At 71.0% G+C, this 21,522-nt stretch carries 22 protein-coding genes and 3 tRNA genes; 19 read left to right on the top strand and 6 right to left on the bottom strand.

All coding sequences use genetic code 11. The annotated features are described in order from the left end of the window. Window positions 1-120: 120 nt before the first annotated feature. Together ACQXVK_RS16490 and ACQXVK_RS16485 are read right to left on the bottom strand one after the other, a co-directional pair. Complete coding sequence (locus tag ACQXVK_RS16490) at window positions 121-1,113, bottom strand: NAD-dependent epimerase/dehydratase family protein (RefSeq protein ID WP_430854294.1); 993 nt, start codon at window positions 1,111-1,113, stop codon at window positions 121-123. Window positions 1,114-1,170: 57 nt separating this feature from the next. Next, window positions 1,171-1,752 (bottom strand): hypothetical protein, encoded by a 582-nt coding sequence (locus tag ACQXVK_RS16485; protein WP_430854293.1) that lies wholly within the window; start codon window positions 1,750-1,752, stop codon window positions 1,171-1,173. 258 nt (window positions 1,753-2,010) lie between these two features. Between ACQXVK_RS16485 and ACQXVK_RS16480 the strand changes: the two genes are divergently transcribed. Then, a complete protein-coding gene (locus ACQXVK_RS16480; protein WP_430854292.1) occupies window positions 2,011-3,021 on the top strand; it encodes an aldo/keto reductase family protein in 1,011 nt (336 codons plus the stop codon). 129 nt (window positions 3,022-3,150) lie between these two features. On the opposite strand, the gene ACQXVK_RS16475 is transcribed toward ACQXVK_RS16480, so the two are convergent. The 3 genes from ACQXVK_RS16475 to ACQXVK_RS16465 all read right to left on the bottom strand — a co-directional run bounded on the left by ACQXVK_RS16475 (window position 3,151) and on the right by ACQXVK_RS16465 (window position 3,431). Beyond that, window positions 3,151-3,223: transfer RNA gene (locus tag ACQXVK_RS16475), tRNA-Phe, on the bottom strand. A gap of 1 nt (window position 3,224) precedes the next feature. Beyond that, window positions 3,225-3,301: transfer RNA gene (locus ACQXVK_RS16470), tRNA-Asp, on the bottom strand. Window positions 3,302-3,358: 57 nt separating this feature from the next. After that, a tRNA-Glu gene (locus tag ACQXVK_RS16465) sits at window positions 3,359-3,431 on the bottom strand. 301 nt (window positions 3,432-3,732) lie between these two features. On the opposite strand from ACQXVK_RS16465, the gene ACQXVK_RS16460 reads away from it, so the two are divergent. After that, window positions 3,733-5,004 carry a M23 family metallopeptidase gene (locus tag ACQXVK_RS16460; RefSeq protein ID WP_430854291.1) on the top strand — a complete coding sequence of 424 codons (1,272 nt, stop codon included), beginning with the start codon at window positions 3,733-3,735 and terminating at the stop codon, window positions 5,002-5,004. Window positions 5,005-5,037: 33 nt separating this feature from the next. Next, window positions 5,038-6,456: an NlpC/P60 family protein gene (locus ACQXVK_RS16455; protein ID WP_430854290.1), complete on the top strand. Its 1,419-nt coding sequence runs from the start codon at window positions 5,038-5,040 to the stop codon at window positions 6,454-6,456. An 80-nt stretch (window positions 6,457-6,536) separates the two neighbouring features. Here the strand turns inward: ACQXVK_RS16455 and ACQXVK_RS16450 are convergent, their stop codons facing one another. Continuing rightward, window positions 6,537-7,028 carry an inorganic diphosphatase gene (locus ACQXVK_RS16450; RefSeq protein WP_070417329.1) on the bottom strand — a complete coding sequence of 164 codons (492 nt, stop codon included), beginning with the start codon at window positions 7,026-7,028 and terminating at the stop codon, window positions 6,537-6,539. A 50-nt stretch (window positions 7,029-7,078) separates the two neighbouring features. Here ACQXVK_RS16450 and tilS point away from each other — a divergent pair, with 50 nt between their 5' ends. From tilS to ACQXVK_RS16370, 16 genes are all read left to right on the top strand, one after another. Then, window positions 7,079-8,098, top strand: a complete 1,020-nt coding sequence (gene tilS / locus ACQXVK_RS16445) for a tRNA lysidine(34) synthetase TilS (protein WP_402268496.1) — start codon at window positions 7,079-7,081, stop codon at window positions 8,096-8,098. A gap of 9 nt (window positions 8,099-8,107) precedes the next feature. Next, entirely contained in the window at window positions 8,108-8,659 is a 552-nt protein-coding gene (hpt, locus tag ACQXVK_RS16440; protein WP_070417327.1) for a hypoxanthine phosphoribosyltransferase, read from the top strand. Between the two features lie 121 nt (window positions 8,660-8,780). Continuing rightward, entirely contained in the window at window positions 8,781-10,766 is a 1,986-nt protein-coding gene (gene ftsH / locus ACQXVK_RS16435) for an ATP-dependent zinc metalloprotease FtsH (RefSeq protein WP_430854289.1), read from the top strand. A gap of 6 nt (window positions 10,767-10,772) precedes the next feature. After that, on the top strand, window positions 10,773-11,747 hold the full coding sequence (folP, locus tag ACQXVK_RS16430; protein ID WP_402268501.1) for a dihydropteroate synthase: 975 nt from the start codon (window positions 10,773-10,775) through the stop codon (window positions 11,745-11,747). Next, window positions 11,744-12,145 (top strand): dihydroneopterin aldolase, encoded by a 402-nt coding sequence (folB, locus tag ACQXVK_RS16425; protein ID WP_430854288.1) that lies wholly within the window; start codon window positions 11,744-11,746, stop codon window positions 12,143-12,145. Before folP ends, folB begins: the two co-directional genes overlap by 4 nt. Then, window positions 12,142-12,702: a 2-amino-4-hydroxy-6-hydroxymethyldihydropteridine diphosphokinase gene (folK, locus tag ACQXVK_RS16420; RefSeq protein WP_430854287.1), complete on the top strand. Its 561-nt coding sequence runs from the start codon at window positions 12,142-12,144 to the stop codon at window positions 12,700-12,702. The genes folB and folK overlap by 4 nt, the downstream gene beginning before the upstream one ends. Beyond that, the gene (locus tag ACQXVK_RS16415; RefSeq protein ID WP_022907613.1) at window positions 12,699-13,190 is read left to right on the top strand and encodes a DUF3180 domain-containing protein; all 492 of its coding nucleotides are present in this window, start codon (window positions 12,699-12,701) and stop codon (window positions 13,188-13,190) included. Before folK ends, ACQXVK_RS16415 begins: the two co-directional genes overlap by 4 nt. A gap of 90 nt (window positions 13,191-13,280) precedes the next feature. Next, window positions 13,281-13,802, top strand: a complete 522-nt coding sequence (locus ACQXVK_RS16410; RefSeq protein WP_430854286.1) for a PH domain-containing protein — start codon at window positions 13,281-13,283, stop codon at window positions 13,800-13,802. Between the two features lie 8 nt (window positions 13,803-13,810). Beyond that, a complete protein-coding gene (locus tag ACQXVK_RS16405; protein ID WP_430854285.1) occupies window positions 13,811-15,625 on the top strand; it encodes a PH domain-containing protein in 1,815 nt (604 codons plus the stop codon). After that, window positions 15,622-16,314, top strand: a complete 693-nt coding sequence (locus ACQXVK_RS16400; protein WP_402268516.1) for a Rossmann-like and DUF2520 domain-containing protein — start codon at window positions 15,622-15,624, stop codon at window positions 16,312-16,314. The genes ACQXVK_RS16405 and ACQXVK_RS16400 overlap by 4 nt, the downstream gene beginning before the upstream one ends. Window positions 16,315-16,369: 55 nt before the next feature. After that, on the top strand, window positions 16,370-17,890 hold the full coding sequence (lysS, locus tag ACQXVK_RS16395; RefSeq protein ID WP_430854284.1) for a lysine--tRNA ligase: 1,521 nt from the start codon (window positions 16,370-16,372) through the stop codon (window positions 17,888-17,890). A gap of 149 nt (window positions 17,891-18,039) precedes the next feature. After that, complete coding sequence (gene fdhA, locus ACQXVK_RS16390) at window positions 18,040-19,260, top strand: formaldehyde dehydrogenase, glutathione-independent (protein WP_430854283.1); 1,221 nt, start codon at window positions 18,040-18,042, stop codon at window positions 19,258-19,260. Window positions 19,261-19,358: 98 nt separating this feature from the next. Then, window positions 19,359-19,562, top strand: a complete 204-nt coding sequence (locus ACQXVK_RS16385) for a hypothetical protein (protein ID WP_031262806.1) — start codon at window positions 19,359-19,361, stop codon at window positions 19,560-19,562. Between the two features lie 63 nt (window positions 19,563-19,625). Continuing rightward, on the top strand, window positions 19,626-19,868 hold the full coding sequence (locus tag ACQXVK_RS16380; protein WP_430854282.1) for a hypothetical protein: 243 nt from the start codon (window positions 19,626-19,628) through the stop codon (window positions 19,866-19,868). 63 nt (window positions 19,869-19,931) lie between these two features. Continuing rightward, window positions 19,932-20,099 carry a hypothetical protein gene (locus tag ACQXVK_RS16375; protein WP_022907621.1) on the top strand — a complete coding sequence of 56 codons (168 nt, stop codon included), beginning with the start codon at window positions 19,932-19,934 and terminating at the stop codon, window positions 20,097-20,099. A gap of 341 nt (window positions 20,100-20,440) precedes the next feature. Then, a complete protein-coding gene (locus ACQXVK_RS16370; protein WP_416393456.1) occupies window positions 20,441-21,511 on the top strand; it encodes a sigma-70 family RNA polymerase sigma factor in 1,071 nt (356 codons plus the stop codon). The last annotated feature ends 11 nt before the right edge of the window (window positions 21,512-21,522 follow it).

The following is a 21,522-nucleotide window of genomic DNA, read 5'->3' as shown; positions in this document are numbered from 1 at the left end:
GAGCGCCGCGCTCGCTTCGCTCGCCCCGCGCTCGCTTCGTGAGCAGAAATGGTCGGGTCGCCCCAGGGCACCCGACCATTCCTGCTCACCAAGCACGGCGGCGCCGCAGCGCCCCGCCACTCACACCGCCCAGCGCGCCGCCAGCTCGTCCATCAGCCCGTCGAGCCGCTCGTCGACGACCTGCTCTTCCGGGTGCGCCTCGTACCAGGCGATGACCTCGCGGACACCCTGCCGGTACGGGATCCGCGGCCGGTACCAGGGCACGAGCGACCGGACCTTGCTGTTGTCGAAGACCGACGAGTTCGCCTTGTCGCCGAGGAGCGCCGCACCCCACTCCGGGTCCACGGCGTTGATGGCATCAGCCGGCACGTGCACGATCCGCAGGTCGTCCACCCCCGCGGCGGCCGCGATCTCGTGCGCGATGGCGTTCCAGGTCGGCGCCTCGTCGCTCGTGATGGTGAACGGCTCCCCGATCGCCGAGGCGTTGTCGAGCAGCCCCGTGAACCCGACCGCGAAGTCCCGGCTGTGCGTGAGGGTCCACAGCGACGAGCCGTCACCGGTGATGATGATCGGCTTGCCGGCACGCATCCGCGCGACGGCGGTCCACCCGCCCGTGAGGGGCAGCTTGGTCTCGTCGTAGGTGTGCGACGGTCGGATGATCGTGACCGGGAAGTCCTGCTCGCGGTAGGCGGCCATCAGCAGCTCCTCGCACGCGATCTTGTCCCGCGAGTACTGCCAGTACGGGTTCTTCAGCGGCGTCGACTCGGTGATCGGCAGGTGCGTCGCCGGGGTCTGGTACGCCGAGGCCGACGAGATGAACACGTACTGCCGCGTCCGCCCGGCGAAGAACTCGACGTCGGCCTGCACCTGGTCCGGCGTGAAGGCGATCCAGTTCACGACGACGTCCCAGTGGCGGTCGCCGATCGCGTCCGCCAGGGCGCTCCGGTCCGACACGTCGGCCTGGAGGCGCGTCACACCCTCCGGGATCGGCCTGCCCCCGGTGGTCCCCCGGTTGAGCACGGTGACGTCGAACCCCTGCTCGACGGCTTCGCGGACACAGGAGGCACTGATCACCCCGCTGCCGCCGATGAACAGCACGCTCGCTCCCGACATGGACGCTCCTTCGCTCCCGGCGGCACCGCTGCGTGCCGCACTCCCTCGATCCTGCACCTACCCGTCAGGGCGGGCGCGGAGCACGGCTCGGAGCGAGGTGGTGTCCCGTGCCCAGGATTCCGCGTGCGGGCTGATCCAGCCGAGCAGTTCGAGCGCGTAGTCGTGGTCCCGCTGCAGGTCACGCGCGTGGATCGGTTCGTGGTGCGCAGCCCGGTTCCGTACGAAGTGCAGTTGCTGCAGTCGCCGCGTCACTTCGCGTCGCCGCACGCGGAGGTTGTTCGGGCCGTACGGGAAGGACCGGTGCAGATCCGGCACCCAGAGCGACGTGTGGTACCGCGACTCGACGAGGTACCGCCAGAACCCGAAGGTGAGCTCGGCGATCACCCGGCCGTGGACTTCGACGAGACGTCCGTTGCGACTCGCTCGTGCCCGGGCCTTCGCCAGATCGGCGCGCCCGCGCACGTCCAGCGGGGCGACGTCGAACCACGGCGCTCGGGTGCGGCCCGCCGCCCAGACGCGGAGTTCTCGGTCGAGTGCGTTGCGAGCGACCACCTCGACGATGCCGGTGAGCTCCATGACCGATGCCGCGGCTCGCATGTTCCACTCGTAGAGGCGCAACGCACCGGGCGTGGTCCTCATCCGCTCCGCGTACGATCCGAGCCGGTCGGCCGTGATCAAGCGCGCGAGTTCGTCTTCCTGCATCACTGACCCATCTGCTACCGTTGACGACGAAGACCCCGGAACGATCCCTGGCCCAGGCCACATCGCCGGGGTTTCGTCTTTCCCCCGTCGCTCCTGAAACATCAGCGTACAGTCACCGGTCCGCACGGAGGTCACGAGGACTACCGTCACGGTTCGGGCCGCACCGACGCGTCCCACGACAGGAGTGACACGCACATGGAGTACCGCTACCTCGGCAACTCGGGCCTCAAGGTCTCCGAGATCACCTACGGCAACTGGCTCACCCACGCCTCCCAGGTCGAGAACGACGCCGCGATCGCCTGCGTCCGGGCAGCGCTCGACGTCGGCATCTCGACGTTCGACACCGCCGACGTCTACGCCAACACCGGCGCCGAGACCGTCCTCGGCGAGGCGCTGAAGGGGGAGCGGCGCCAGTCCCTCGAGATCGCCACGAAGGTGTTCGGGCCGACCGGACCCAAGGGGCACAACGACACCGGCCTCAGCCGCAAGCACATCCTCGAGTCGATCAACGGTTCGCTCGAGCGGCTACAGACCGACTACGTCGACCTCTACCAGGCGCACCGCTTCGACCACGAGACGCCGCTCGAGGAGACGATGATGGCGTTCGCGGACGTCGTCCGGCAGGGCAAGGCGCTCTACATCGGCGTGAGCGAGTGGACCGCCGAGCAGCTCCGTGCGGGGCACGAGCTCGCCGACGACCTCGGCGTTCAGCTCATCTCGAACCAGCCGCAGTACTCGGCACTCTGGCGCGTCATCGAGGGCGAGGTCGTCCCGACGTCCGAGGAGCTCGGGATCTCGCAGATCGTCTGGTCGCCGATCGCGCAGGGTGTCCTCACCGGCAAGTACCAGCCCGGCCAGCCGCTGCCGGAGGGGTCACGAGCCACCGACGACAAGGGCGGCGCGAAGATGATCGAGCGGTTCATGCGCGACGAGGTGCTCTCGGCCGTCCAGGAGCTCAGGCCGATCGCCGACGAGCTCGACCTGACGATGGCCCAGCTCGCCGTGGCCTGGGTGCTGCAGAACGAGAACGTGGCGTCCGCGATCATCGGCGCCTCGCGTCCGGAGCAGGTGCACGACAACGCCGGCGCGGCCGGGGTGACGATCCCCGAGGAGCTGCTGTCGCGCATCGACGACGCCCTCGGTTCGGTCATCGAGCGTGACCCGGCGAAGACCGAGGACAGCAGCCCGAAGACCCGCGAGGCCTAGCCGCCCGTCCCAGGAGGCGCGGTGCGGGTCCGACCCGCGCCGCGCCTCCTGGACACGGTCGCGGTGACCGGCGTCACACCGTTCAGACAACGGAAAAGGCCCCCTGCCGAAGCAGGGGGCCTTCACCGGTGGCTGGACACGGCATCGATCCGTGGACCTTTCGATTTTCAGTCGAACGCTCTACCAACTGAGCTATCCAGCCGTGGCGACCCTGACGGGACTTGAACCCGCGACCTCCGCCGTGACAGGGCGGCACGCTAACCAACTGCGCTACAGGGCCATGTTGAATTACTGTCTTGCCGGTCTCGCTCTGCTTGCTTGCTCACTCTGCGAAGAGTGACCCCAACGGGATTCGAACCCGTGCTGCCGCCGTGAAAGGGCGGTGTCCTAGGCCACTAAACGATAGGGCCGCAAGCGGTGCTTCGCGCTACCGATGGACAAGCATACGGATGCCCCGCAGGTTTCACAAATCGAGGCGCTCCACCGCGGAATCCCCGGCGTGTCGCGGGGGCGGGCCCGGTCCGCAGGGCTTCACTCACCGTGGGGCAGCAGGCCCCGATTCGTGCTGTCGATCCTCCGGTGGGAGCATCGTCGTCGGTCCCGTACCCCTCGTGCGAGGGGGTGTGCGGGTGCGACACCTGTTGTTACTGTTGCGCTTGTTAACAGTGTTACGTGCGTGAGCCTTGCCGCGCTGTTACGAAATCGAGATGTATGTCGACCTCACACTCGCTGTCACCCCGTCCCCGTCCCCGCCGCCGCGTCATCGCCGCCGCGGTCGCCGTCGCGCTCACCGCCGGCACCCTCGCGGCCCTCGCGCCGGTGTCCTCGGCCAGCGCGGCGTCGTACCCGAGCTGGTCCGACGTCGAGAAGGCCAAGGCGTCGAAGTCGGCCCAGCAGGCGAAGGTGACCCAGATCAAGGGGCTCATCGCCGACCTCACGGCGAAGGCCTCCGCGGCAGAGAAGTCGGCCGAGGCCGCGGGCACCGCCTACCAGACCGCGCAGACGAAGTACGACGACGCGACCCTGACCCAGAAGAAGCTGCAGTCCCAGGCGGACGACGCCGAGCAGACCGCGACGGCGTCCGAGGCGCAGGCCGGTCAGCTGGCGGCACAGCTCGGGCGGGCGAGCGCGAACGACGTCACGACCGACATCCTCACGCACCCCACCAAGTCGGGTGACCTGCTCTACGAGCTCGGCGCGATGTCGAAGCTCAGCGAGCAGGCCGACGGCATCTACGCGCAGGCGTCGCAGGACCGCGGTGTGGCGCAGGGGCTCGCCGACAAGGCGGACCGCGCCAAGGAGGCCCTGGGCGACCTGGCCGACCAGGCGCAGGAGAAGATGCGGGCGGCCCAGACCGCCGCCGACCAGGCGCAGGCCTCGGTGGACGCCCAGGCGGAAAACAAGGAACGGCTCGAGGCGCAGCTCACTCTGCTGACCACGAGCGAGAAGGACGTCGAGGCGCGCTACGTCAAGGGCGTCCAGGTCGAGAAGGCCCGGCTCGCCCGGATCGCGGCGGCCGCGGCGAAGGCGGCGCAGACGCAGCAGGGCGGCACCGGCGGCGGGTCGCCGAACGCGTCCGGCTGGGTCCGGCCGACGGGTGGCTACCAGACGAGCCCCTACGGCTACCGGCTCGACCCGTACACGAAGAACTACGCGCTGCACGCCGGCGTCGACCTCGCGCCCGCCTGCTACGCCCCGATCTACGCGGCGGCGTCCGGCACGGTGACGTTCGCCGCGAACGGCGGCGGCTACGGCAACGAGGTCGTCATCGACAACGGCGGCGGCATCTCGACGGCCTACGGGCACATCGTCGACGGCGGCACCCTCGTGTCGGTCGGTCAGCACGTCACGGCCGGGCAGCAGATCGCCAAGGTCGGCTCGACCGGCTGGTCGACGGGCTGCCACCTCCACTTCGAGACCCGGGTGAACGGTTCCGCCGTCGACCCGGTCCCCTTCATGGCAGCGCGGGGGATCTCGGTATGAACACGTGCGCCGCCGGGAGGCGTTGACCGAAGCATGAAGCAGTCCGCTCGCACCCTGTCTTCGGGGATCGCGGTGGTGGCCGTCCTCGGGATCGGTCTCTCCGTCGTGGTCGCCGGTCCCGCCCAGGCGGCGCCGTCCGCCCCGAGCTGGGACGACGTGCGAGCGGCGAAGGCGGACACCGCCGAGGCTCAGTCCACGGTCGACGAGCTGAGCACGCGGCTGCAGACGCTGCAGGACGCCGCCGACAGCGCCCAGGTCGCCGAGCTGCGAGCGGGACAGACGTACGCCCTCGCGTCGTCGCAGCAGCAGGAGGCGCAGTCGACGCTCGACGACCTCAGCGCGCAGGCGAAGCGGGCGAAGCGCACGGCGGACGCCTCCGCGCAGCAGGTCGCCGGGCTCGTCGTCGAGCTGTCCCGGACCGGCGGCGGCGACCTGTCCACGGCGATGCTCATCGACGCGCAGGACTCGAAGGACCTGCTCTACCGGGTCGGCACGATGTCCCACCTGTCCGAGCGCTCCGCGACCGTGCTCGCCCAGGCCCGTGCGGACCAGAACACCGTCGACTCGATCGCCGCGCAGCAGTCCGCGGCGACGACGGCCCTCGCGAAGGCGACGGACGAGACGAAGTCCGCCCTCGCCGAGGCGAACGACACCGCGGCGTCGGCCCAGGCCCGTGTGCAGAAGGAGCAGGCCCAGCAGGACGAGGTGCTGCAGCAGCTCGCCTACCTCAAGGGCACGAGCGTCGCCACCGAGGCCGCGTACTGGACCGCCCAGCAGGCGAAGCGGTCCGAGGCGGAGCTCGCGTCGAACACCGGGGGTTCCGGGACGACGACGGGCACGGCGCCGACCGGCTCCGGGACCCAGCCGAGCACGGGCACGCAGCCGAGCACGGGCGGCAGCACGGGCACGCAGCCGAGCACCGGGACCCAGCCGAGCACCGGCGGCGGTTCCGGGACGGGCACCCAGCCGAGCACGCCCACGACCCCGTCGAAGCCGAGCACGCCGACCACCCCGTCGAAGCCGAGCACGCCGACCACCCCGACCGCGCCGAGCACCCCCTCGAAGGCGGCAGGCGCGATCGCCTTCGCCCGGGCACAGATCGGCGACGCGTACGTCTTCGGCGGCGCGGGCCCGAACACCTGGGACTGCTCCGGGCTCGTCATGATGGCCTACAGCTCGCAGGGCATCGCGACCGGCGGCCACAACGTCGTCTGGCAGTACAACTACTTCAAGTCGATCGGCCGGCTCGTGCCGATGTCCGAGCGGCAGCCCGGCGACATCCTCTTCTACTCGTACAACGGGACCGTCAACGAGGCGTACCACGACTCGATCTACACCGGCAACGGGATGATGGTCGAGGCGGCGAACCCGCAGCGCGGCGTGCTCGAGCGGGCGATCTGGACCCCCGGGCAGCTCCTGCCCTACGTGGCCCGACCGAGCGGCTCGCTCTAGGCCGACCGCACCCCCGAACGAACAACGCGCCCCGTCGGAACGGGGCGCGTTGTTCGTTGCGGGGCGCGAACGCCCGAGCGTCAGTGACCGGCGGGCACGTACGCGGCCTGGCCGGCCGTGACGATCGCCTCGGCCTCGGCGGCGTCGCCCCAGCCCTCGGCCTTGACCCACTTGTTCGGCTCGAGGTCCTTGTAGCGCTCGAAGAAGTGCGCGATCTCGGCCTTCGTCTGCTCGTCGACGTCCGAGATGTCCTGGATGTGGGCCCAGCGCGGGTCCTTCGCCGGGACGACGAGGACCTTCGCGTCGTTGCCCGCCTCGTCGCTCATCTTGAAGACGCCGACCGGGCGGACCTTGACGCCCACGCCGGGGAACGTCGGGTACTCGAGGAGCAGGAGTGCGTCCACCGGGTCACCGTCGTCCGCGAGGGTCTTCTCGAAGAAGCCGTAGTCGGTCGGGTACACGAACGAGGTGAACAGCACGCGGTCGAGGTAGACGCGACCGGTCTCGTGGTCCACCTCGTACTTGTTGCGGCTGCCCTTGGGGATCTCGACGACGACGTCGTACGCGGCCATGTGTGCTCCTGGTCTGTCGGTTGGCGGGAAAGCGCGGCTAACGTTACCGGGTGAACTCTCCGCGTCCCCGGCTGGATCCTGCGGTCGCCGACACCCGGCGTGCGGTCCGCGTCCTGCTCGCGCAGGCGCTCGAGACGTCCGTGGTCCGCCCCGGGGACCTCGTGCTCGTCGCGCTGAGCGGCGGTCCGGACTCGCTCGCGCTCGCCGCGGCGACCGCGTTCGAGGCGCCCAAGCAGGGACTGCGCGCCGGCGCGGTCATCGTCGACCACGCGCTCCAAGCGGGGTCCGAGGCGGTGGCGAGCCGCGCCTCCAGGCAGGCGTCGGAGCTGGGACTGGCACCGGTGACCCTCCGTCGGGTCGCCGTCGGTTCCGCTGGTGGTCCGGAGGCGGCGGCCCGGGAGGCGCGGCACGCGTCGATCGCGCTCGTCGCGTCCGACGTCGGATCGCCCCTGGTGCTCTTCGGCCACACCCTCGACGACCAGGCCGAGTCGGTGCTCCTCGGGCTCGCCCGCGGGAGCGGGCCGGACTCGCTGTCCGGGATGGCACCGCTGTCGCGGCGCGGTGCGGGCCCGGCGTACGGGCGGCCGCTCCTCGGCCTGCGGCGGCACACCGCGCGGCAGGCGTGCGCCGCGGCCGGACTCGCCCCGTGGGACGACCCGCAGAACGAGGACCCGGCGTACGCGCGCGTCCGGGTCCGGACGGTGCTCCTGCCCGCGCTCGAACGGGAGCTCGGCGCCGGTGTGCCCGAGGCACTCGCCCGCACCGCCGACCAGCTCCGCGAGGACTCGGCCGCGCTCGACCACTTCGCCGAGGAGATGGCGGAGGACCTCGCCGAGCACTCCGAGGCCGGCATCTCGCTGTCGGTGCGGGAGCTCCGGGCCAACCCGCCGGCGCTCCGGCAGCGACTCGTGCGGCTCGCGGTGGAGAGCGAGTTCGGCGTGACGCTGTCCCGCGTGCAGACGCTCGAGGTGTGCCGGCTCGTCACCGACTGGAGCGGGCAGGGCCCGATCGACCTGCCGGGCGTGCAGGCGTCGCGATCGGGCGACCGGCTGGCCTTCACCGCCGGTTAGGCTGGGGTGGTGGAACTCTCCGACGTCCAGGCAGACCTGTCCGAAGTCCTCTTCACCCCCGAGCAGATCGACGACAAGCTCGCCGAGCTCGCCGCGGTGGTCGACGCCGACTACGCGGGGCGCGACCCGCTGCTCGTCGGTGTCCTCAAGGGTGCCGTCATGGTGATGGCGGACTTCTCCCGGCACCTCAAGATGCAGGCCCGCATGGACTGGATGGCGGTGTCGTCGTACGGCTCCGGCACGAAGTCGTCCGGTGTCGTCCGCATCCTCAAGGACCTCGACACGGACCTGCACGGGCGCGACGTCCTCATCGTCGAGGACATCATCGACTCCGGTCTGACGCTGTCGTGGCTCAAGCAGAACCTCGAGTCCCGCGGGGCCGCGAGCGTCGAGATCGTCGCACTGCTGCGCAAGCCCGAGGCCGCCAAGGTCGAGGTCGACGTGAAGTACGTGGGCTTCGACATCCCGGACGCCTTCGTGGTCGGGTACGGGCTGGACTACGACGAGCGCTACCGCAACCTGCGCGGTGTCGGCGTGCTCGCGCCGCACGTCTACAGCTGATCCTGGTGGCGGGTGGAGTTCGCCCGCAGAGGACACCCATTCTCGCCACAGAATCGCAGCCGTATGCTGACCAGCACGCAACTTCGGCAGAGAAAGGTGTCGGGCGACCTGCCCGGATCACATGGACTTCAAGCGCATCCTTCGCGGGCCGTACATCTACGTGCTCATCGCGATCGTGGGGATCTGGATCGGCTGGGCGGTCATCAGCCAGTCCGGCACGCAGCAGATCGACACGCAGAAGGGCCTCCAGCAGCTCTCCGACGGCAAGGTCTCGTCCGTGGTGGTGAACTCCACCGAGCAGCGGGTCGACCTGACGCTCAAGGACGGCAACGCGCACGAGCAGTTCTACTACTCGACGCCCCGCGGTGAAGAGGTCATCCAGGCCGTCAACGACGCGAACCTGCCCAAGGGCTACAACGACACCGTCCAGCAGTCGAACTGGTTCCTCTCGCTGCTCGGCATCCTGCTGCCGTTCCTCATCATCGGCGCCCTGTTCTGGTTCCTCCTCGCCAACGCCCAGGGCGGTGGCTCGAAGGTCATGCAGTTCGGCAAGTCCCGGGCGAAGATGAACAACAAGGAGAACCCGCAGGTCAGCTTCGCCGACGTGGCGGGCTCCGACGAGGCGATCGAGGAGCTCCAGGAGATCAAGGAGTTCCTGAAGGAGCCCGCGAAGTTCCAGGCCGTCGGGGCGAAGATCCCGAAGGGCGTGCTGCTCTACGGCCCTCCCGGCACCGGCAAGACGCTGCTCGCCCGAGCCGTCGCCGGCGAGGCGGGCGTGCCGTTCTACTCGATCTCCGGTTCGGACTTCGTCGAGATGTTCGTCGGTGTCGGCGCGAGCCGCGTCCGTGACCTCTTCGAGCAGGCGAAGCAGAACTCGCCCGCCATCGTCTTCATCGACGAGATCGACGCCGTGGGCCGTCACCGCGGCGCCGGCATCGGCGGCGGCAACGACGAGCGCGAGCAGACGCTGAACCAGCTCCTCGTCGAGATGGACGGCTTCGACGGCAAGACGAACGTCATCCTCATCGCGGCGACGAACCGCCCCGACGTCCTCGACCCCGCGCTCCTGCGCCCCGGCCGGTTCGACCGCCAGATCGGCGTCGACGCGCCGAGCCTCGCCGGCCGCAAGCAGATCCTCGAGGTGCACGCGAAGGGCAAGCCGCTCGCCGCGAGCGTCGACCTCGAGCTGCTGGCCCGCAAGACGCCGGGCTTCACGGGTGCCGACCTGGCGAACGTCCTGAACGAGGCCGCGCTCCTGACGGCCCGCTCGAACGCGCAGCTCATCGACAACCGTGCGCTGGACGAGGCCGTCGACCGCGTCATGGCCGGACCGCAGCGCCGCACGCGCATCATGTCCGACCAGGAGCGCCTCATCACGGCCTACCACGAGGGTGGTCACGCCCTCGCCGCGGCCGCGATGCGCCACACCGACCCCGTGACGAAGATCACGATCCTGCCGCGCGGCCGTGCCCTCGGCTACACGATGGTGCTCCCGCTCGAGGACAAGTACTCCGTCACCCGCAACGAACTGCTCGACCAGCTCACCTACGCCATGGGTGGGCGCGTCGCCGAGGAGATCGTCTTCCACGACCCGACCACGGGTGCGTCGAACGACATCGAGAAGGCCACCGGCACCGCACGCAAGATGGTCACCGAGTACGGCATGAGCCGTGCCGTCGGGTCCGTCAAGCTCGGCTCCGGGTCGAGCGAGCCGTTCGTCGGCCGCGACATGAGCGGCGGGACCAGCCGCGACTACTCGGAGAACATCGCCGAGACGGTCGACGCCGAGACCCGTGCCCTGCTCGAGGCCGCGCACGACGAGGCGTACCAGGTGCTCAACGACAACCGCGACATCCTCGACCGGCTGGCCGGCGAGCTGCTCGAGAAGGAGACCCTCGACGCCCCCGAGCTCGTCGAGATCTTCAAGGACGTGCGCAAGCTGCCGGAGCGCCCGCAGTGGCTCTCCAGCGACAAGCGTCCGGTGAGCAACCTGCCCGCCATCGAGGTGCCGGGCAAGGCCGCGCAGACCGCGGCCGAGCAGTCCGACCACGAGTCGTCGAAGCCCCGTCGCCGTCCCTTCGGCAACCCGGGTATCGCCCCCGCGTAGGCCGGCATGACGGACCTGCCGACGAGGCGCTCGCGTCGGCTCGCCGAGGTGAGCCAGGCGCGGGCCGCCGCGGCCGAACCGCCGACGGTCGCGATCGACCTCCGTGCGCCCGCCCCGGTGCCGGAGATCGTGACCGGCCCGCGGCGGGACCGTGACCGCGGCGCACCGACCGACGACCGGACCCGGGTGATGGGGATCCTCAACGTCACGCCGGACTCCTTCAGCGACGGGGGCCTGCACCAGGCCTACGACGCCGCCGTGCAGCACGCCCGTGCGCTCGTCGCCGCCGGGGCCGACATCGTCGACGTCGGCGGGGAGTCGACCCGACCGGGGTCCGAGCGCGTGCCGGTGGAGGTCGAGCAGCGTCGGGTCCTCCCGGTCGTGCAGCAGCTCGTCGCCGAGGGCATCACGGTGAGCGTCGACACGATGAACGCCGCGACCGCCGAACGGTCGGTGGACCTCGGTGCCGCCATCGTCAACGACGTCTCCGGCGGACTTGCCGACGACGACATGGCGCGGGTCGTCCGTGACACCGGTGCCGGCTTCGTCGTGATGCACTGGCGTGGGCACAGCGACCGCATGTACCGGAACGCCGAGTACGTGCACGCCGTCGACGAGGTCCGGCGCGAGGTCGAGATGCGCGTCGCCGAGCTCATCGTCCTCGGGGTCCGCCAGGAACAGGTCGTCATCGACCCGGGCCTGGGGTTCGCCAAGCAGGGCGTGCAGAACTGGGAGATCCTCGCGGGGTACGAGCGGTTCGCGTCCATCGGACTGCCGGTGCTCGTCGCCGCCTCACGCAAGCGGTTCCTGGACGGGGTCGGCAGTGCCGCCGGTGCCCCGCCGAAGGACCGCGACCTCGCCACCGCCGCCATCAGCCTGCTCTCCGCCGAACGCGGGGCGTGGGGTGTGCGCGTGCACGACCCGGCACCGACCCGTGCCGTGCTCGACGTCTGGGACGCCTGGAGGGCAGCTCGATCATGAGGGACACCATCCGCCTGACCGGGGTCCGCGCACGCGGCCACCACGGGGTCTTCGACCACGAACGCGCCGACGGCCAGGACTTCGTCGTCGACGTCGCGGTCGAGGTCGACGCCCGCGTCGCGTCCGGGACCGACGACCTCGACAACACCGTGCACTACGGGGTGCTCGCCGAGCAGGTCGTGGCCGAGATCGAGCGCGACCCGGTCGACCTCATCGAGACCCTCGCCGAGCGCATCGCCGCCGCCGTGCTCACCCACCGCGCGGCCCTGGCGACCGAGGTCACGGTGCACAAGCCGCAGGCGCCCATCACGGTGCCGTTCACCGACGTGTCGATCAGCATCCGACGGACCCGTGGCGGTGTCCGGGCCGCGGGCTCCGCCGTAGAGGAAGAAGAGTGAGCCGGGCGGTCGTCGCCCTCGGCGCGAACCTCGGCGACCGGGGGAGCACCCTGCGCGCCGCCGCCACGGCGATCGCCGAGCTGCCCGGTGTCCGACCGGTGGCGTCCAGCCGCGAGGTCGAGTCGATCGCCGTCACGCTCGACGGCCCCGACCGTTCGAAGCCCCGGTACCGGAACGCCGTCGTGGTCGTCGACACCGACCTCGAGCCGCAGGAGCTCCTCGACGCCCTGCACGGCATCGAGGACACCCACGGCCGCACGCGCGAGGTGCGCTGGGGCGACCGGACGCTCGACCTCGACCTGGTGGCCTACGACGACCTGTCGATCGACACCGCCACGCTGACGGTGCCGCACCCGCGCGCCGGCGAGCGGGCGTTCGTGCTCGCGCCGTGGCACGACGCCGACCCGGGCGCGGTGCTGCCCGGCGTCGGGCCGGTGGCCGACCTGCTGGCGCAGGTGGGCGACGACACCGAACGCGTCGACGAGCCGCGCCTCTTCGATGAGCTGAGCCGCGCCTCCGGGCCCGCGGCGGACCCCGCGGCCGGAGCCGCCTCGTGAAGCCCACCCGCGCCTCCACCCTGCTGAGCGTCGCGGTCGTCGCCGCGGTCGCCGGCTTCGCCCTCGACGCCGTCCTCGCCTCGCGCCAGGCGCCGACGCTGTTCCTCGCGACGCCCCTCGGTGTGACGCTCGCGTTCATCGGCATCGCGGTCGTCCTGATGGCCCGCCCGGTCCGGCGGCACGCACGCGACGGCGCCGCCAGGGCCCGCTCGGTCGACCCGCTCTACGCGACCCGCGTCGTGGTGCTCGCGAAGGCCTCGAGCATCGCCGGCGCGCTCTTCGGCGGGTTCGGTGCCGGCCTCCTCGTCTACCTCCTGACCCGGTCGGCGTTCCCTTCGCTAGGCTCGGTCCTGCCGAACGCCGTGGCGGTCGGGGGTGGGCTCGTGCTGACGGTGTGCGCACTCGTCGCCGAGCGCATGTGCATCGCTCCTCCGGGGGACGATGACGACGACGACCTCCCCCGGGGCGGCACGACCGAGGCACACTGACCACGACCGAGGCACACGGACACCGGGGCGGCACGCCGCCGGCGCACCCACTCGGCGTACCCAGCACGACCCGACCGCAGGAGGCCCGCGATGCCGCGTGAACGACTCGACGAGCCGGGCCTCGGCCTGACCGGCACCACCTGGACCCGGGTGTCGCCGAAGCTCGTCTGGACCGAGCTCGTCAGCACCGTCCTGGTGGGGGCCGTCGTCACCGCGGGCTGCGTCATCATCGGCGTCGTCAGCGGCGGGTTCACCGGCACCGCCGGCACCGTCTGGACGCTCATCGGCATCGCCGTCGCGATCGTCACCCTCGTGACCGCCGTCCTGACGCCACGTCGGGTGCGGGCGATCGGGTACGCGCTGCGCGACGACGACCTGGTCCTCCGACGCGGCCTGATGTGGCAGCGGTTCACGGCGGTCCCGTACGGCCGCATGCAGCTGGTCGACGTCAACCGCGGACCCCTCGACCGGGTGCTCGGCATGAGCGAGCTCAAGTTCGTGACGGCCGCCGCGTCGACCAACGTCCGGATCCCCGGCATCCCCTTCGCCGACGCCGACGAGCTGCGCGACCGGCTGGTCGAGCTCGCCGAGTCCCGTCGCGCCGGGCTGTAGGGGGTCCGATGACGTTCCGACCCGGCCCGCCGCCGCCCGCTCCGCCGCACCGGGGCGACGCCGCCGCTGCCGCACCGCTCACCGACGGCGAGTGGCACCGCATGCACCCGCTGACGCCGCTGCTCAAGGGCGGCATCTTCCTCATCGTGGTCCTCGGCTACGTGCTGAACAGCCTGCGGGACCAGCTCGTCGAGTTCTTCATCCCCGGCGGCGGCCCGCAGGACGACGGCGACCCGGTGCGGTACGTCTACGAGCACGGTGTCGTCGGCTGGGTGCTGCTCGGCATCGTGGTGGTGCTCGTCGTGCTGATCGGGCTCTTCTACCTGTCCTGGCGCATGCACGAGTTCCGGGTGACGGGCGAGATCGTCGAGGTCCGTTCGGGCGTGCTCTTCCGGACGAACCGCAAGGCCCGGCTGGACCGCATCCAGGGCATCAACATCTCGCGGCCGCTCGTCCCGAGGATCTTCGGCACCGCGAAGCTCGAGATCGCGCAGGCCGGCAACGACGCCAACGTGCAGCTCGCGTACCTCGGCGTCCGGGCGGCGGACGACCTGCGGCAGCGCATCCTCGTCCTGGCCTCCGGCGTGAAGGACGACGAGCGGCAGCACGACCCGGCCCGCGCCTCGAACGGCGTGCTGCAGGACCGCGTCGACGAGATCTTCTCGCCCGAGCTCGACCCCGCCGCGGTCCGCGCGACCCGGATCGTGAAGGTGCACCCCGGCCGGCTGATCGCCTCGATGCTGCTGTCCGGCACGACCGTGTTCATCCTGGCGGCGGTCGCGGCGATGATCGTCAGCGTCGCGCTCACCGGCGAGTACGGGATCCTGTTCGGTCTCTTCCCGGCGGTCATCGGCGCCGGCGGCTACTACGTCCGCAAGTTCTCGCGCTCGCTGCAGTACACGATCGCCGAGACCCGCGACGGCATCCGGATCGGCTTCGGGCTCGTGTCCACCTCGAACGAGACCCTGCCGCCGGGTCGCATCCACGCCGTGAGCGTCGCGCAGCCGCTGCTGTGGCGACCGTTCGGCTGGTGGGACGTCCGCATCAACCGTGCGACGAACGCCGGCAACGGGGCGTCGAACAACCAGCAGGTCTCGTCGATCGTGCTGCCCGTCGGCACCACGCGGGACGTGCGGGAGGTCCTCGACATCATCCTGCCCGGCCTCGTCGGCACCGCCGTCGCCGGCCCCGCCGCGTCGCAGGAGCAGCTGCGCGAGGGCTCGGCCGTGGCGGTGGACGTCGTCGACGACAGCCTCACCACCACGGGCGACCGGGGCGGGTTCGTGCACTCCCCGCGCCGTGGCGCGTGGCTCCGCCCGTTCGCGTTCCGGCGCAACGGGTACCGGTTCGTCCCCGGTGCCGTCCTGCTCCGGCTCGGTGCCGTCTGGCGGTCGCTCGTCATCGTGCCGCTGCCGCGGGTGCAGAGCGTCAAGGTCTCGCAGGGGCCGCTCGAGCGTGCGCTCCGCCTCGCGTCCGTACACGTGCAGACGGTGCAGGGCCCGGTCTCGGCGAGCATCGGCGCGCTGGACGCGCGGGACGCGCAGCGGCTGTGGTCGGACACCTCGGCCCGCGCGGTCGAGGCCGCCGCGGCCGACACGTCGCACCGGTGGCGCGAACGGGAGGCGCGGGTCGCCCCCGGCGCACCCGCTGCGGTCGACGGTCCTGCGGGCCACCAGGCGCAGCACGCCCCCGCCGCGGGCGTCGCGCCCCACGGGTGGTCGCCGGAACCGGCCCCCGGCGGTGCCGAGCCGGCGCGACCGACCGGCACCGCGCCTCCCGGATCGCCGTGGGGCGCGGTCCCACCGCCGGGAGCCGCGCGGTGAGGGCGGGACGACTGGGCGTCGGCGTCCTCGGAGCCGGACGCGTCGGACCGGTCCTCGGGGCGGCCCTCGCGAACGCGGAACACGCCGTCGTCGGCGTGACGGCCGTGTCCGATGCCGGACGCGACCGCGCCGAGGCGATGCTCCCCGGTGCCCCGGTCCTCGAGACGCCCGACCTCGTCGAGCGGAGCGAGCTCGTGCTCCTCGCGGTGCCGGACGACCAGCTCGCGGGTCTCGTGCAGGGGCTCGCCGACGCGGGCATCTGGCAGCCGGGGCAGCTCGTCGTGCACACCAGCCCCGACCACGGCGTCGGCATCCTCGCACCCGCGATGGCGGCCGGCGCGATCCCGCTCGCGATCCACCCCGCGATGGCGTTCACCGGCACCAGCGTGGACCTCGTCCGGCTCCGCGACGCGTACTGCGCCGTCACCGCGCCGGCGCCCGTGCTCCCCATCGCACAGGCGCTCGTCGTCGAGATGGGCGCGGAGCCGTTCGTCGTCACCGAGCAGGACCGTCCCGCCTACGCCGATGCCGTCCGCGCCGCCGTCAGCTTCTCGACCGCGATCGTCGACCAGTCCGCCGGCACCCTGTCCGGCATCGGGGTGGAGTACCCGGGGCGGGTGCTCGGCGCGCTGGTCCGCACGGCGGTCGACAACGCGCTCGCGGCCGCCGACGGGCAGGCGACGCTCTAGACCGGCCGCGCTGTACGATTTCCGGGACCCCCACGACCATCGGAGCCGCACCAGCATGACCGACGAGACCGCACCCGCCACCGAGCCCTCCGCCGACGAGATCGCCGCCGCGGAGACCAGCGAGCAGCGACAGGTCCGGCTCGACAAGCGGGCGAAGCTCCTCGAGTCGGGGATCGAGGCGTACCCGGCCGGCCTGCCGATCACCACGACGATCCCCGCCGTGCGCGCGCAGTACGCCCACCTCGAGACCGGCGAGGAGACCCAGGACGTCGTCGGCGTCGCCGGCCGCATCGTGTTCTCGCGCAACACCGGCAAGCTCTGCTTCGCGTCCCTGCAGTCCGGCGACGGCTCCCGCATCCAGGCGATGGTGTCCCTCGCCGAGGTGGGCGACGAATCCCTCGCCCGCTGGAAGGAGTTCGTCGACCTCGGTGACCACGTGTTCGTGCACGGCCGGGTGATCTCCTCGCGCCGGGGCGAGCTGTCGATCATGGTCGACGACTGGCAGATCGCGTCGAAGGCGATCCTGCCGCTGCCGAACCTGCACAACGAGCTGAACGAGGAGACCCGGGTCCGCCAGCGGTACCTCGACCTCATCGTCCGCGACGAGGCCCGCGCCACCGTCCGCGCCCGCGCCGCCGTGATGGCGTCGCTCCGGCAGACCTTCACCGACCACGAGTACCTCGAGGTCGAGACGCCGATGCTGCAGACCCAGCACGGCGGCGCCTCGGCCCGGCCGTTCGTCACGCACTCGAACGCCTTCGACACCGAGCTCTACCTCCGCATCGCGCCGGAGCTCTTCCTGAAGCGCGCCGTCGTCGGCGGCATCGACCGCGTCTTCGAGGTGAACCGCAACTTCCGGAACGAGGGCGCCGACTCGACACACTCGCCGGAGTTCGCGATGCTCGAGGCCTACCAGGCGTACGGCGACTACGAGCAGATGGCCGACCTCACCCAGGAGCTCGTGCAGAACGCCGCCCGCGCGGTGACCGGCGGCTCGCTCGAGGTCACCTGGGCCGACGGCACGACCTACGACCTCGGCGGCGAATGGCCGCGCATCGACATGTACGGCTCGCTGTCCGAGGCGGCCGGTCGCGAGATCAGCCCCGAGACGCCGCTGTCCGAGCTGCAGGCGCTCGCCGAGGCCGAGGGCGTCGAGGTCGCGCACGCCACCCACGGCAAGTACGTCGAAGAGCTCTGGGAGCACTTCGTCATCGACTCGCTCGATCGTCCGACGTTCCTCATGAACTTCCCGGTCGACACCTCGCCGCTCACCCGTCAGCACCGCAGCCGCCCCGGCATCGTCGAGAAGTGGGACCTGTACATCCGCGGCTTCGAGCTGGCGACGGCGTACTCCGAGCTCGTGGACCCGGTCGTGCAGCGCGAGCGGTTCGTCGAGCAGGCGAAGCTCGCCGCCGGGGGCGACCTCGAGGCGATGCGCGTCGACGAGGAGTTCCTGCGGGCCCTCGAGCACGCGATGCCGCCGTCTGGTGGCATGGGTATGGGGATCGATCGGCTGCTCATGGCCATCACGGGCCTCGGCATCCGCGAGACGATCCTCTTCCCGCTGGTCAAGTAGCCGGCCCCGCCGTTCTCGGACCGGAGGCGTAGCCTCCGGTCACCACCCCGTTCCAGGACCGTCCCACGACGACGTGGGAACGACCGCGGGCGTCGATCACGCGTGTCGGCCGTGCGTCCCGGGGTGGGCCTGAGGTCGAGGAGGACCACATGGCGGAGAACCACGCAGTCGCGTACAAGGGGCCGGGCAAGGTCGAGGTCATCGAGACCGAGTACCCGACCTTCGAGCTCAAGGACGGACCCGGGGTCAACCCGGCGAACGTCGGGCGCAAGGTCCACCACGGTGCCGTGCTGCGCACCATCGCGACGAACATCTGCGGCAGCGACCAGCACATGGTCCGCGGGCGGACGACGGCACCGGCGGACCTCGTGCTCGGGCACGAGATCACCGGCGAGGTGGTCGAGGTCGGGCGGGACGTCGAGTTCATCAAGGTCGGTGACGTCGTCTCGGTGCCCTTCAACATCGCGTGCGGGCGCTGCCGGAACTGCAAGGAACGCAAGACCGGCATCTGCCTCAACGTCAACCCGGACCGTCCCGGCAGTGCGTACGGCTACGTCGACATGGGCGGCTGGGTCGGTGGCCAGGCCGAGTACGTGCTCGTGCCCTACGCCGACTGGAACCTGCTGAAGTTCCCGGACCGCGAGCAGGCGATGGAGAAGATCCTCGATCTCGCGATGCTGTCCGACATCTTCCCGACCGGCTTCCACGGCGCCGTCACCGCCGGTGTCGAGGTCGGGTCGACCGTGTACGTCGCGGGTGCCGGGCCGGTCGGTCTCGCCGCCGCGACGGGAGCGCTGCTGCTCGGCGCGAGCGTCGTGATCGTCGGGGACATGAACGCCGACCGGCTCGCCCAGGCGCGGACCTTCGGGTGCGAGACGGTCGACCTGACCAAGGGCGACCCCGCCGACCAGATCGACCAGATCCTCGGTGAACCGCTCGTCGACTGCGGCATCGACGCCGTCGGGTTCGAGGCGAAGGGCCACGGCTCGGGGTCGGACCACGAGGCGCCGGCGACGGTGCTCAACTCGCTCATGGACGTCACCGCCGCCGGTGGGGCGCTCGGGATCCCCGGGCTCTACGTCACCGGCGACCCGGGCGGCATCGACGAGGCGGCGCAGAAGGGCGCACTGTCCCTGAGCCTCGGCACCGGGTGGGCGAAGTCGCTGTCGTTCACCACGGGCCAGTGTCCGGTCATGAAGTACAACCGCCAGCTGATGATGGCGATCCTGCACGACCGGACGAGCATCGCGAAGAACGTCAACGCGACGCCGATCTCCCTCGACGACGCCCCGCGCGGCTACGCCGAGTTCGACAAGGGCGCGGCGACGAAGTACGTCCTCAACCCGAACGGGCTCATCCCCGCCGCGTGAGGGACCACGCACCGGTGGCAGCCCGGCTCGTCCGTTCGCGGGCGGCCGGGCTGCTCGCTGCCGGGGGCGATACGGGTTCGAGGGCGTACCATGTTCGCGTGCCGCATGGAGTCGTGACCGGGATCATCTTCGCCCTGACGCCGACCGTCGTGGTCGGCCTCATCTTCTGGTTCGTGATGCGCGCCATCATGCGGGCCGACCGCACCGAGCGTGCCGCCTACGCCAAGGTCGAGGCCGAGGAGCGCGCCCGCTTCGAGCGCGAGCACGGGGTCCCGGCGCCGGCACCGGCCTCGGCCGAGTAGTCCCGCGCCCCGAGCGCGGTCGACTTCACCCGGCGTTCACCGCGGGGTGCGACGCTGACGCGCATGCGCCAGGACCCGGAGCCCGCCGACCGTCACCTCGGCGTCGACGCCGGACCGGGATCCGACACGACCGCCGACCTCGTCGACCGCTCCGACCTCGTCGACCGCTCCGACCCCGCCGACCTCGCCGACCCCGCCGACCTCGACCCCGAGGACGCCTTCGGCCACACCGCCGTGCCCGATGCGTCCCGTGACGACACCGTGTGGCCCGACGGTGACGGCGACGAGGACGACATCGACGTCTGAGCGTCCGGACACGGTCACCGGCCGTTCACCCCGACGTCGCCCACCGGCGCGAGCATCGTCGGCATGTCCATCACGCAGATCATCACCGGTGGTGTCCTCGCGAACCGCGGCGGCGTCTTCACCGGGCGCAGCCTCGTCGGCGACATCGAGAGCGAGTACGACGAGTTCGACCGGGACGCCGACCTCGAGGTCTCGAAGCGTCGCGAGGGGTGGCTCGAACCCTCCTGGTGACCCCCACCCCTCCGACTTTCGGGGTACGACGATCGGATCGCGACGATCCGGGCCGCCGTACCCCTTTTTCGTGTCCACTCGACGCGGCCGCCCGGGGTACATGATCGGAAACGAGCAAGAAACACCGATGCAACGCCGGAAACACGGCGGCATCCCCTTGCTCTCCGGCGACGAGGGGGACCAGACTGACGACAGGCTGTACCCCTCGGGGGACGGTATCCATGGTGAAGCACGGAGAAGCCTGAGAATCGATCCGATCGGTTTGTGGGGTACACCTCCGGGCCGCTTTACTCATGACACCCCCCAACGAGGTCATCACCCGTCGAACGCAGGGAGTCATCATGACGATCGCAACAGCAGCACCGAAGACGACGACCACCGGCCCCGCCGCGCGCCGCTCCAAGAAGACCGCGGCAGCGAAGACCACGGTCACCGCGGTCGAGACCACCACGCTCGACACCGAGGTCGAGGCCGACGAGCAGCTCGCGGGTGTCCGCGGCGCCTCGGTCGACCAGGTCGGTGACTACCTGCGCCACATCGGCCGGCTCTCGCTCCTCACCGCCGAGGAAGAAGCCGAGATCGCGCGCCGCATCGAGGTCGGCCTCTTCGCCGAGGAGAAGCTGAACACCGAGAAGGGCCTCGCGAAGACCCTGCAGCGCGAACTGCGCTGGCTGGTCCGCGACGGTGAGCGCGCCAAGGAGCGCATGATCACCTCGAACCTCCGCCTCGTCGTGAGCATCGCCAAGCGCTACTCGCAGCGTGGCCTGCCCTTCATGGACGTGATCCAGGAAGGCAACCTCGGCCTGGTCCGCGCGGTCGAGAAGTTCGACTTCACGCAGGGCTACAAGTTCTCGACGTACGCCACCTGGTGGATCCGCCAGGCGATCTCGCGTGGCCTCGCCGACAAGGCCCGCACCATCCGCATCCCGGTCCACACGGTCGAGCTGATCAACAAGATCTCCCGCACCGAGCGCGACCTCACCGTCGACCTCGGCCGTGCGCCGATGCCCGACGAGGTCGCGGCGGAGCTCAGCATGAGCGTCGAGGAACTCGTCGACCTCAAGGGCCGTTCGCACGAGCCGGTGTCGATCCACACCGTCGTCGGCGACTCGGACGACAGCGAACTCGGCGACTTCATCGAGGACGAGGACGCCGCGTCCCCGAACGAGCTCACCGAGACCACGCTGCTCCACCGCGACATCCGCTCGATCGTCGCTGAACTGCCGAGCGACGAGGCGAACGTGATCCGCATGCGCTACGGCCTCGACGACGACAAGCCGATGACGCTCGACGAGATCTCGAAGATCGTCCACACGACCCGCCAGGCGGTCAGCCGTGTGGAGTCCCGCGCCAAGCTGCGGCTCTTCGCCAAGGCGGTCTCGCAGGACATGCAGCTGTACCTGACCGACTAGGTCGGATGACT

This window comes from Curtobacterium sp. AB451 (genome assembly GCF_050585845.1).
Taxonomy (GTDB): domain Bacteria; phylum Actinomycetota; class Actinomycetes; order Actinomycetales; family Microbacteriaceae; genus Curtobacterium.
This window is presented reverse-complemented; position numbering and strand designations above follow the sequence as displayed.

Bases quoted from the DNA above. Each gene is read 5' to 3' on its own strand.
- ACQXVK_RS16460 (WP_430854291.1), top strand. From the start codon at position 3,733: ATGTCGACCTCACACTCGCTGTCACCCCGTCCCCGTCCCCGCCGCCGC.
- ACQXVK_RS16450 (WP_070417329.1), bottom strand. From the start codon at position 7,028: ATGGCCGCGTACGACGTCGTCGTCGAGATCCCCAAGGGCAGCCGCAAC.
- ACQXVK_RS16410 (WP_430854286.1), top strand. From the start codon at position 13,281: ATGCCGCGTGAACGACTCGACGAGCCGGGCCTCGGCCTGACCGGCACC.
- folP (WP_402268501.1), top strand. From the start codon at position 10,773: ATGACGGACCTGCCGACGAGGCGCTCGCGTCGGCTCGCCGAGGTGAGC.
- ACQXVK_RS16375 (WP_022907621.1), top strand. From the start codon at position 19,932: ATGTCCATCACGCAGATCATCACCGGTGGTGTCCTCGCGAACCGCGGC.
- lysS (WP_430854284.1), top strand. From the start codon at position 16,370: ATGACCGACGAGACCGCACCCGCCACCGAGCCCTCCGCCGACGAGATC.
- ACQXVK_RS16405 (WP_430854285.1), top strand. From the start codon at position 13,811: ATGACGTTCCGACCCGGCCCGCCGCCGCCCGCTCCGCCGCACCGGGGC.
- ACQXVK_RS16485 (WP_430854293.1), bottom strand. From the start codon at position 1,752: ATGAGGACCACGCCCGGTGCGTTGCGCCTCTACGAGTGGAACATGCGA.
- ftsH (WP_430854289.1), top strand. From the start codon at position 8,781: ATGGACTTCAAGCGCATCCTTCGCGGGCCGTACATCTACGTGCTCATC.
- fdhA (WP_430854283.1), top strand. From the start codon at position 18,040: ATGGCGGAGAACCACGCAGTCGCGTACAAGGGGCCGGGCAAGGTCGAG.
- ACQXVK_RS16480 (WP_430854292.1), top strand. From the start codon at position 2,011: ATGGAGTACCGCTACCTCGGCAACTCGGGCCTCAAGGTCTCCGAGATC.
- ACQXVK_RS16380 (WP_430854282.1), top strand. From the start codon at position 19,626: ATGCGCCAGGACCCGGAGCCCGCCGACCGTCACCTCGGCGTCGACGCC.
- ACQXVK_RS16370 (WP_416393456.1), top strand. From the start codon at position 20,441: ATGACGATCGCAACAGCAGCACCGAAGACGACGACCACCGGCCCCGCC.
- folB (WP_430854288.1), top strand. From the start codon at position 11,744: ATGAGGGACACCATCCGCCTGACCGGGGTCCGCGCACGCGGCCACCAC.
- ACQXVK_RS16490 (WP_430854294.1), bottom strand. From the start codon at position 1,113: ATGTCGGGAGCGAGCGTGCTGTTCATCGGCGGCAGCGGGGTGATCAGT.
- ACQXVK_RS16455 (WP_430854290.1), top strand. From the start codon at position 5,038: ATGAAGCAGTCCGCTCGCACCCTGTCTTCGGGGATCGCGGTGGTGGCC.